The following is a 9,200-nucleotide window of genomic DNA, read 5'->3' on the forward strand; positions in this document are numbered from 1 at the left end:
ATGAGCCGGATCTGTCGGGCCCTGGGGGAGCTCGCCGTGCCGCACCCGGCAGCTGCGGTTGCCATCGGGAAATTTGACGGTATCCACCTGGGTCACGCCGATGTGATCGGCGGGCTCGTGCGGCACGCTCGGGCGAACGATCTCGCCGCCGTGGTTTTCACCTTCGAAGACAACCCGCAGCGCACGATCCGCCCGGAATCCACGCCCATGAACCTGATGGGCGCTGAGCGTCGCGCCGATCTCATCGAGGCGCTCGGCCCCGACGAGATCGTGATGGTGCCCTTCGATCTGGACTTCTCCCAGATTCCCGCCGAGGTCTACGCTCGCGAGGTGCTCGCGGGCCAGCTCAACGCCCGGCACATCATCGTGGGGGAGGACTTCCGCTTCGGTCACCGGGCCGCGGGCAACGTCGAGCTGCTCCGCCAGCTCGGCCCGGAGCTCGGCTTCACGGTCGAGGCCGTCCGCGAGGTGCTCGACGCGGGCGGGGAACGCATCTCCTCGACCCGGATCCGCCAGGCGCTCACCGAGGGCCGCGTCGAGGACGCCGCCGGGATGCTCGGCCGCCCCGCCGAGGTGATCGGGGAGGTCGTGCACGGCGACGCCCGCGGGCGCGAGCTCGGCTTTCCCACCGCGAATCTGGGCGGCGAGATGAGCGGCTTCGTCCCCGGGGACGGCGTCTACGCCGGGTGGGCCTGGCACGGTCACACCCGCTACCCCGCGGCGATCTCGGTCGGCATCAACCCCACGTTCCGCGTGTCCGGGCAGTCCCGCGTCGAGGCCTTCCTGCTCGATGCGTCCCTCGACCTCTACGGGGAGCGCCTCCGCGTGGAGTTCACGCACCGGCTCCGCGACATGGTCGCCTACGCGGGCGTGCCCGCGCTCATCGAGCAGATGGACGCGGACGTCGTCCTGACCCGCGAGCTGCTCGGCCTGACCGGCTAACGCCGGCCCGTCTCACAGCCCGCCGATCAGCGCCTCGTAGAAGGTGATGCCGCGCAGGTAGGTCGAGACCCGAATCCGCTCGTTCACCGCGTGCAGGGTGGCCCGCTCGTCGCCCGACATGTCGAAGGGGCTGAAGCGGTACACGTGCTCGCTGATCCGGGTGTACTTCCGGGCGTCGCTTGCGCCGAGCATGATGTACGGCGTGACGATCGTGTCGGCGAAGGTTTCCTCGATCGTCCGGCTCAGCAGCTCCCAGGCGGGGCCGTGGGTCGGCGAGGTGGGGGAGGGCTCGTTCGCCTCGACCACGACGATGCGGACCTGGTCGTCCCGCACAGCGCGGGTGAGGTGCGTGATCGTCTCGGCCACCGAGGACCCAACGGCGATGCGCACGTTCACGGTGGCGGTTGCCCGCTCGGCGAGGGCGTTTGCCGCCATCGAGCCGGAGAGCATCGTGACCGCGGCGGTCGTGCGGACCATCGCGCTCGTCTCGTCGCCGAGCTGGCCGAAGACGCGGGCGAGGATGCCGCCGGTCTTGTCCAGGTTGTCCGCGGCCCAGCGGATCGGGCCGCTCGCGTGCGCGCCGAGCGTGCGGACCATCTCGCGGTTGGTCTCGCTGAGGGAGACGGGGAAGGGGTTGCGCCGGATCCGGTCGATCGCGCGGGCGAGCCGGGCGGTCGCGGTCATCGCGGGCGGAGTCGAGGCGTGCCCGCCCGCCTGCTCGACGACGAGCTCCACGGTCATGATGCCCTTCTCGCTGACCCCGACGACCGCGATGGGCTGCTCGACGCCCGGGAAGACGCCGCGCACGACGGCCCCGCCCTCGTCGAGAACGAAGCGGGGACGCACGCCGCGCTCGCCGAGCACGCGGACGATCTCGTCCGCGCCGCTGCCGAAGACCTCCTCGTTGTGCCCGAAGCACAGCAGGACCTCGTGCTCGGGCACGAAGCCCGCGGCAACGCGCCGCTCGACGGCCTCCAGGATCGTGACGAGCGCGCCCTTGTCGTCGAGGGTGCCGCGGGACCAGATCGTCCGGTCGGCCCCCGTGCCGACCATCTCGGCGGCGAAGGGCGGGTACACCCAGCCCTCGTCGCTCGCGGGCACGACGTCGTAGTGCGCCATGAGCACCGCGGGCTCGCCCTCGGCACGGCCGGGCCAGCGGAAGACCATGCTGTGCCCGTCCACGAGCTCGAGCTCCAGCGCGGCGCTCAGCGCGGGGTACAGCTCGGCGACCGCCGCGCGGAAGGCCTCGAACTCGGCCCAGTTCGTGTCCGCGGCCTCGGGCGGCGATTCGGTGCGGAAACGCAGCAGCGTGCGGAACCGTTCGATCGCGGCGGACTCGTCAGGGGTGAGCTCAGCGGTCATGGCCCCAGACTAGTCCGCCGCACGGGAACGGTGCTACCCGGCTTCCCGAACCCCGCACCACTCGGCGAGGAACAACGCAAGCGCCGTCGTGACCCGCTGGACCGACGCCAGGCTGACCCGTTCATCAGCCCCGTGGACCCGCTCTGCAAGAGGACCGTAGACCAGAGCAGGCGTCCCCGCGTACGTCCCGTAGCAGCGCGAATCGATGTACCCCGTCGAGGTGTTTCTCTCGAGTGAGGCTCCGGAGACCCGCTCGTGCACGGAGGCGAGCAAAGCCTCGGCCGCTGAGCCGGGCGCTAACACATAGCCGTCGGAGAAAAAGCCAGCACGCTCACACTCGACGCTCGTGTCTGGCAGCGCGGACACCGCGGCACGGACCGTGTGCGCCAACTCAGCGAAGGCGGACTCCGCAGACACCGTCGGCGGGAACGCGGCCCGGATGCCCAGCACACACTCGTCTGGAACGCTGGACGGCCAGTCCCCGGAGTGCATCGTGCCCACATTCAGGTTGAAGGGGTGATCGAGGTCGGAGAAATGCTCTTCGTCCGCCCACACCCGATTCCACCGCTCCTCCAGCCCCCGAAGCGCGGTGATGACCGTCACCGCGGCGTCGATTGCGTTCACCCCCTCGGAACGGTATGCGGCATGCGCCGCAACCGTGCGCACCGTGATGCTCGCCCAGAACACGCCGACCTGAGCGCGAACGAGCTGCTCCGGGATCGGTTCCGGAATCAGGACGGCGTCGGCGCGGTGACCGCGCAACAACGCGGCGAGGGTTCCGTTCCCCGTGCTCTCCTCCTCCGGGACGCACTGGAGCTGCACGCTCCCGACCGGGGTGAGCCCGGCGTCCAGCACCGCCCGCAACGCGAAGGCATTCGCCAGCAACCCGGCCTTCATGTCACCGGAGCCGCGTCCGTACAACCAGCCGTCTTCGACCACGGCGTCAAAGGGATCACGGCTCCAGAGCCGGGCAGATCCCGTCGGCACCACATCGATGTGCCCGTTCAGGATGAGCCGATGTGTGCCATCCGCGGCGGGTGTCCCGAGGGAGCCGACGAGGCACTCTTGCTCGGGCAGATCCGAGGGAACGACCCCAGCGCCAGGGTGCCGGGAAACGGCCGCACGATCGATGATCCACCGGTCCGTCGCCAGGCCCAGCGCCTGGAACTCCTCGGCGAGGAGATCGTGCCCGGCTCGCTCCTGGCCGCGCAGCGAAGGCGTCGAGACCAATGCTTGCGTCCGCGCGATCTGGCGAGGAAAATTCCGTTCGACCGCCGCCTCAATCCGACGTTGTTGGTCCTCGGTGAGCGGGGTGGCGTGGGTCATCGTGCTCATGCTCCGGCCTCCGCGTGGAAGACCGTTCGACCATCCTGCACCGTGCGCAGCACCCGGACCTCCCGGATTCGTTCCGGCTCCACGGCGAGTACGTCCTCGCTCAGCACCGCGAAATCGGCGAGCATACCGGGCATGAGGCGGCCTCGGTCGGCCTCAACGCCCGCCGCATAGGCTGAGCCGTGGGTGTACGCGGACAGGGCCTCCGTGACGGTGACCCGCTCCTCCGGGGCGAATGGCACCCCGGAGGCCGTTCGTCGATTGACCAGATCGTGCATGCTCACGAGCGGGTTCGCATCGGAGACGGGCGAGTCGCTCGACCCGGGCACGATCATCCCCGCATCGAGCAGCGAACGCATGCGATAGGTTCCGGCCGCCCGATCCGCCCCGAGAGCTCGGAGAATACCGTCCCCGAAGTCTGAGAGGAACACCCCCTGCGGAACGGGAATGATACCCAACGCGGCAGCCCGGGCCACCTGAGCATCCGAGGCGACCGCAAAGTGCTCGATCCGATGCCGGGTCGGACGGGGGTCCTCGCGCTGTGCCGCGTCGAATGCGTCAAGGACGTGATCGATGGCGCGGTCCCCAATCGCGTGCGTGGCGATGCTCCAGCCCGCCCGGTGAAAGGCCAGGACGGCCTCGTGCAGGTCCTCGGGGGACAGCTGCATCACTCCGGTGTTGTCGGGCTGCCCGCAGTAGCACTCGTGCATGGCAGCGGAGGTGCCAATGAGGGAGCCATCGGAAATGATCTTCACCGGCCCGAGCCGGAGCCGGTCGTCTCCGAAGCCCGTGTGCAGACCCCAGTCCAGCGTTCGCCAGCCCTCGGGGAAGCGCTCGCCGCCGTGCAGGGCGTGGTGGAGGGGCATGACCGTCAGCCGGGGCAGCTGCTGGCCAGCCCGGAGAGCCTGCTGATAATAGAACAGGTCAACGCCCGGGGTCGCGAGCGAGCCGGAAGCGATGACACCGGGCTCGGTGACGCTTGTGATCCCATAGGACGCCGCCTGAGCCGCGGCAAGGGCCAGCCGGTGTCGAATCTCATCGGGGGTGACCGTCGCGGTCGCCTCCTGGAGGGGGTTCATCGCGGTCTCTTCCAGCAGGCCTTCGGCGACGCCCTCGGCGTCGCGGGCGACGCGGCCGCCCGGGAACTCCGGGACGCCGCGCCGATTGGGAAACCCGGCGAGGGCGAAGGCGGCCGTGTTCGCGACCAGCATGTGCCCGGAAACGTGATCGAGGATTGCGGCGCGGCCGCCGGTGACCCGATCGAGTCCCGCGGCGGTCGGATGGCTGCCGAGCGCGTTTTGGTCATAGCCGCTGGCTCGCACGATTGCGTCCGCGGGCAGGTCCCGGGCGAAGGCCTCGACCGCCGCGTACAGTTCGTCCAGCGTCCGGACCAGGTGTGGCCGCAGATTGAGGGAGGCCAGGCGGGCGCCGGTGAACGCGAGGTGGTGGTGAGCATCGTGGAAACCGGGGACCACGCGGGCTCCGCCCAGGTCGACGGTGACGGGCGCGCTCAGGCCGGACACGTCTCCCACGGCGACAATACGGCCCCGCCATACGGCGAGCGCGTCGGCCTCCGGCTGTTCGGGGTTGCCGGTCCAGAAGGCACCGCCGTGCCAAATGCTGTCCACGCGCATTATGCGGACACCTCCTCAGCGGGTGCCGAGTGACTCGCGTCGGCGGGAGCGCGGCGCTGCGCGGATGCGAGGGCGAGAACGCCGAAGATCGTGGCAGCGATCAGCGCCAGGAACAGCGCCATGACCGCCCAGGCGCTCCCGCCGGATGACGTGAGTACCCACTGCGCGAGCAGGGGGGTCGAACCGCCGAAGATCGTGGCACAGACCTGGTACGCCACGGAAACTCCGGTGTAGCGGACTCGGGCCGGGAAGGCTCCGGACAGGGTGCTCGCCAGCAGGGCGTAGTAGGTGCTCCCTCCCATGGTGGTCAGGATGAGGGTGACTCCGATCCACGGGATGCTCCCGGACTGGATTGCCCAGAAGAGGAAGGGCGAGGCCGCGACGAGCCAGAGGAGACCGCCGAGCATGACGCGTTGTTCGCCGAATCGCTGAGCGATGAGGGCCGCGACGGGCTGCCAGAGGAATTGGAAGATTGCGGTCATCAGCAGCACGTTCAGGATCGCGGTCCGGTCGAGGGCCAGCTCACCCGTGGTCCATGCGAGGAGGAAGGTGTTGGTGAAGTAGGCCATAGCGATACCGATAATCGACGCCAGAATGCCGAAGAGCACGAGCCAGCCGGAGGATCGGAACAGCTCGACGAGCGGGATTTTCGCGACCTTTTCCGTGGCCTGAATGTTCGTGAAGTCTTCGGATTCCTCGACCTTGAGCCGGATCACGAGGGCGACGATGACCAGCGCGGCGGACAGCAGGAACGGGATTCGCCAGCCCCAGGACAAGAAGGCCTCATCGGGGAGGGTGCCGACGATGAGGAACATCACGGTGGCCAGGATGGACCCGGCCGGGGAGCCCTGCTGGACCCAGGTTCCGGCCATCCCGCGCTTGCCCTCGGTGGCGTTTTCGGTCGCGAGCACGACTGCCCCGCCCCATTCGCCGCCGACGGCGAGGCCCTGGACTGCCCGAAGCACGACCAGAAGGATGGGCGCTGCCATGCCGATTTGTGCGTAGCCCGGCAGAAGCCCGATTGCGGTGGTGCCCACTCCCATCAGGAGCAGCGTGACGACGAGCGTGTTCTTCCGTCCGTAGCGGTCACCGAAGTGACTGAAGATGATGCCGCCGATGGGGCGCGCGAGGAAGCCAACCCAGAAGGTCGCGAAGGAGGCAATTAGTGCGGCTCCCGGAGACACGTCCGGATAGAAGACGCGGCCGAATACCAGGGCGGCGGCGGTGCCGAAGATGTAAAAGTCGTACCATTCGATCGCAGTTCCGACGAATGCTCCGAGCACGGCGCGCTGTTGCGTCTTCGCTCGGGAGGGTGCTGTTTCAGCCATTGAAACTCTTTCTCGTGAGGGGAGGCCCGCAACCGGGGTTTGCGGGCCTCAGCCAGTGTCGCCCGCCCGTGACATTCGCACAAATGCCAAAAAGTATCGATATTGATAGCCTGTGCGCATGGATATCCGTGCCCTCGAGTACTTTCTCGCCCTGGCCGACACCGGCTCAGCGACGCGCGCCGCTGCGCAGTGCTTCGTGACCCAGCCCTCCCTCTCCCGGCAGATACAGGCCCTGGAACGGGAAGCGGGAACCGCGCTCTTCGAACGCCAACCCCGCGGGATGATCCTCACGCGAGCCGGGCGGATCCTGGAGCCCCAGGTGCGCGAGCATCTGTACCGGCACCGGGACCTCGTCGGGGTGCTGGGCAGCCTTCGCGATCAAGAGCTCCGGCTCCGGGTGGCGTGCCCGCTCATGATCTCCCTGGAGGCTGTGCTGCCCTATATGGCCGAGCACGCGAGTCCCATCGTCGACGTTATCGAAACTGCCCCGGACGACGCCTACGAATACGTCCTGCGCAACGAGGTGGATCTCGCGATCACGACGTGGCCCCCTCCCGCCGGGCTTCGGCGTCGCCTCTTGTTTGAGACGCCCCTCTATGCCCAGGTTGGGCCGGAACTGTTCCCGGAGGACCCGGACGCGATCGAGCTTGCGGATCTCGTGGGTCTGCCGCTGTTCACGAGCGACGGGCACAGCGGGGTTCGCGCGATATTTGACCGTGAAGTGGTGGCGTCGGGCCTCGAGATGACCATCGCGGGTGAGGCCACGCATATCCAGGTTGCGCAGGCGTTGGCTTCCTCCCGTCGCGGGGTCGCGATCGGCGTCTCCGCGGCGGCGCACGGGCTGCGAAACATCCCGCTCGTGAACAACGGGACGCCCATCCTCGCGCAGGACTGGGTCGCCTGGTCCAGCTCCCACTACGCTGCTGAGCGGATCGAGCCCTTCCTGGACGAACTCCTGGGTTGGTTGAGCGGGCAGCTGGCCGAGCGGTATCTTCCCCCCGGCGTGCACTCCCTGACCATCGTGGAACCGGACGCCTAAATCCTCCCGGAGGTGACCCCGTTGCGCGTTTTGGGGCACCCAGGGTCGCGTGTCAGGCCGCGGGGGGTGCCTCCGGAGCGGGACGCGAGGAGGACCAGGCGTTCCACAGCGTGGCGTAGTCGCCGCCGCGGGCGAGCAGCTCCGCGTGGCTGCCCTGCTCGGCGACGACCCCGTCGGAGAGGGCCACGATCCGCTCGGCGGTCCTGGCCTGCCCGAGGCGGTGCGCGACGAGCACGGTCGTGCGCCCCCGGGCCACGGCGGCCACGGCCCGGTCGAGTTCGGGGGAGAGGGTCTCGCCGCCCTCGGCGGTGGCCTCGTCCAGGACGAGCACGGCCGGATCGAGCAGCAGCACCCGGGCGAGGGCGAGCTGCTGGATCTCCGCCCCGCTGAGGTCCGAGTCCCCGGCGTCACGGTCGAGCCCCTCCGGGTGCGCGAGCACCCAGTCCGCGCCGACGGCGCTCAGCGCCTGGGTCATCGCTTCCGCCCCGGCCGTGGGCGCGCCGAGCCGCAGGTTGTCCGCGATGCTCCCGCGGAACAGGTGCGTCTCCTGGGTCACGAGCGCGATTCGGGGGTCCCGCGCCAGCCCGGCCGCGGGGACGCCGTCGATCGTGACGGTGCCCGTCTCCGGAACGATGGCCCCCGCGATCGCGCGCGCCAGGGTGCTCTTACCGGAGCCCGAGGGGCCGACGAGCGCGGTGAGTGAGCCCGGGGCCAGCTCGAGGTCCACCCCGCGGAGCGCGATCCGGCGCCCATCGTAGGAGTGGCCGAGACCCCGCGCCGAGACGGCACCCCCGCGCGGGTCGGGCGCTCCTCGCTCGCTGGCCTGCCCCGCGGCCTGCGCGGACCGCGCCCGCTCGTCGTCCTCGGCCATGAGCGTGACCCCGACGAGCCGGGAGAGCCCGACCGCCGCGAGTTGGAGCTCGTCGATGCTGCCGAGGAGGCCGCCGATGGGCCCGAAGAGCCGGTGAAAGTAGAGCGCGGCCGCGGTGGCCGCCCCCACCGTGATCGCGTCCTGCCCCACGAGCACAAAGCCCACGGCGAGGATCCCGGCCAGGCCCAGGAACTCGGCGGCGTTCAGCCAGCCCCAGAAGCCCGTGCGCAGCCGGGTCGCCTCGATCTGCAACTCGATGACGTGCGCGCTCCGGCGCGCGGTCTCCGCCAACCGGGCGTCCTGCCCCCGGTACGCGCGCAGCGTGTCCGCCCCGGACACGGTCTCCAGAACCGCCTGGCCGCGATCGGCCTCGGCCACCCGCACCTCCGTGTATACGCTGCGCGAGCGCCGGATGAAGCGGCGGGTCGCGAGCACCCACACGGGCACGGTCGGCAGGGCGGCCAGCGCGAGCCAGGGGTCGATCGCGAGGATGCCGACCGCGGTCAGCGCAATCGCGAAGGCGGAGCCCGTGACCTGCGGCAGGATGTCCGAGGCGGCCTCGGTGACCGCCTCGACGTCCCGGGTCACCCGGGACACCACGTCCGAGGACCCCGCGGCCTCGACCTCGGGGCCGCGCAGGTCCAGCACCGAGCGCATGACGTCCTCGCGCAGCTCGGTCACCATGCCCTGGA

Annotated in this window: 7 protein-coding genes; 2 read left to right on the forward strand and 5 right to left on the reverse strand. The window is 69.9% G+C overall.

The features are described 5' to 3' along the window. On the forward strand, positions 1 to 942 hold a 942-nt coding region (locus tag OOT08_RS13605), incomplete at its 5' end, for a bifunctional riboflavin kinase/FAD synthetase (protein ID WP_325093311.1). 12 nt (positions 943 to 954) lie between these two features. On the opposite strand, the gene OOT08_RS13610 is transcribed toward OOT08_RS13605, so the two are convergent. From OOT08_RS13610 to OOT08_RS13625, 4 genes are read right to left on the reverse strand one after another with little or no spacing between them, the layout of a single operon-like run. Continuing rightward, entirely contained in the window at positions 955 to 2,304 is a 1,350-nt protein-coding gene (locus OOT08_RS13610; RefSeq protein ID WP_325093312.1) for a M20/M25/M40 family metallo-hydrolase, read from the reverse strand. Between the two features lie 33 nt (positions 2,305 to 2,337). Beyond that, the gene (locus tag OOT08_RS13615) at positions 2,338 to 3,630 is read right to left on the reverse strand and encodes an ArgE/DapE family deacylase (RefSeq protein ID WP_325093314.1); all 1,293 of its coding nucleotides are present in this window, start codon (positions 3,628 to 3,630) and stop codon (positions 2,338 to 2,340) included. 5 nt (positions 3,631 to 3,635) lie between these two features. Continuing rightward, positions 3,636 to 5,270 carry an amidohydrolase gene (locus tag OOT08_RS13620; RefSeq protein ID WP_325093316.1) on the reverse strand — a complete coding sequence of 545 codons (1,635 nt, stop codon included), beginning with the start codon at positions 5,268 to 5,270 and terminating at the stop codon, positions 3,636 to 3,638. Next, the gene (locus OOT08_RS13625) at positions 5,270 to 6,598 is read right to left on the reverse strand and encodes an MFS transporter (RefSeq protein ID WP_325093318.1); all 1,329 of its coding nucleotides are present in this window, start codon (positions 6,596 to 6,598) and stop codon (positions 5,270 to 5,272) included. The genes OOT08_RS13620 and OOT08_RS13625 overlap by 1 nt, the downstream gene beginning before the upstream one ends. Positions 6,599 to 6,716: 118 nt before the next feature. Between OOT08_RS13625 and OOT08_RS13630 the strand changes: the two genes are divergently transcribed. After that, positions 6,717 to 7,637: a LysR family transcriptional regulator gene (locus tag OOT08_RS13630; RefSeq protein WP_325093320.1), complete on the forward strand. Its 921-nt coding sequence runs from the start codon at positions 6,717 to 6,719 to the stop codon at positions 7,635 to 7,637. Positions 7,638 to 7,689: 52 nt separating this feature from the next. Here OOT08_RS13630 and OOT08_RS13635 read toward each other — a convergent pair. After that, positions 7,690 to 9,200: ABC transporter ATP-binding protein (locus OOT08_RS13635; RefSeq protein ID WP_325093323.1), on the reverse strand; the 1,511-nt coding region annotated here is incomplete at its 5' end.

The sequence above is a fragment of the Leucobacter sp. M11 genome, assembly GCF_035726885.1.
In the GTDB taxonomy this organism is placed as follows: Bacteria; Actinomycetota; Actinomycetes; order Actinomycetales; family Microbacteriaceae; genus JAPFRB01.

Excerpts from the sequence above, each read along its gene's own strand:
- OOT08_RS13610 (WP_325093312.1), bottom strand. The coding sequence starts at position 2,304 with ATGACCGCTGAGCTCACCCCTGACGAGTCCGCCGCGATCGAACGGTTC.
- OOT08_RS13630 (WP_325093320.1), top strand. The coding sequence starts at position 6,717 with ATGGATATCCGTGCCCTCGAGTACTTTCTCGCCCTGGCCGACACCGGC.
- OOT08_RS13620 (WP_325093316.1), bottom strand. The coding sequence starts at position 5,270 with ATGCGCGTGGACAGCATTTGGCACGGCGGTGCCTTCTGGACCGGCAAC.
- OOT08_RS13615 (WP_325093314.1), bottom strand. The coding sequence starts at position 3,630 with ATGACCCACGCCACCCCGCTCACCGAGGACCAACAACGTCGGATTGAG.
- OOT08_RS13625 (WP_325093318.1), bottom strand. The coding sequence starts at position 6,598 with ATGGCTGAAACAGCACCCTCCCGAGCGAAGACGCAACAGCGCGCCGTG.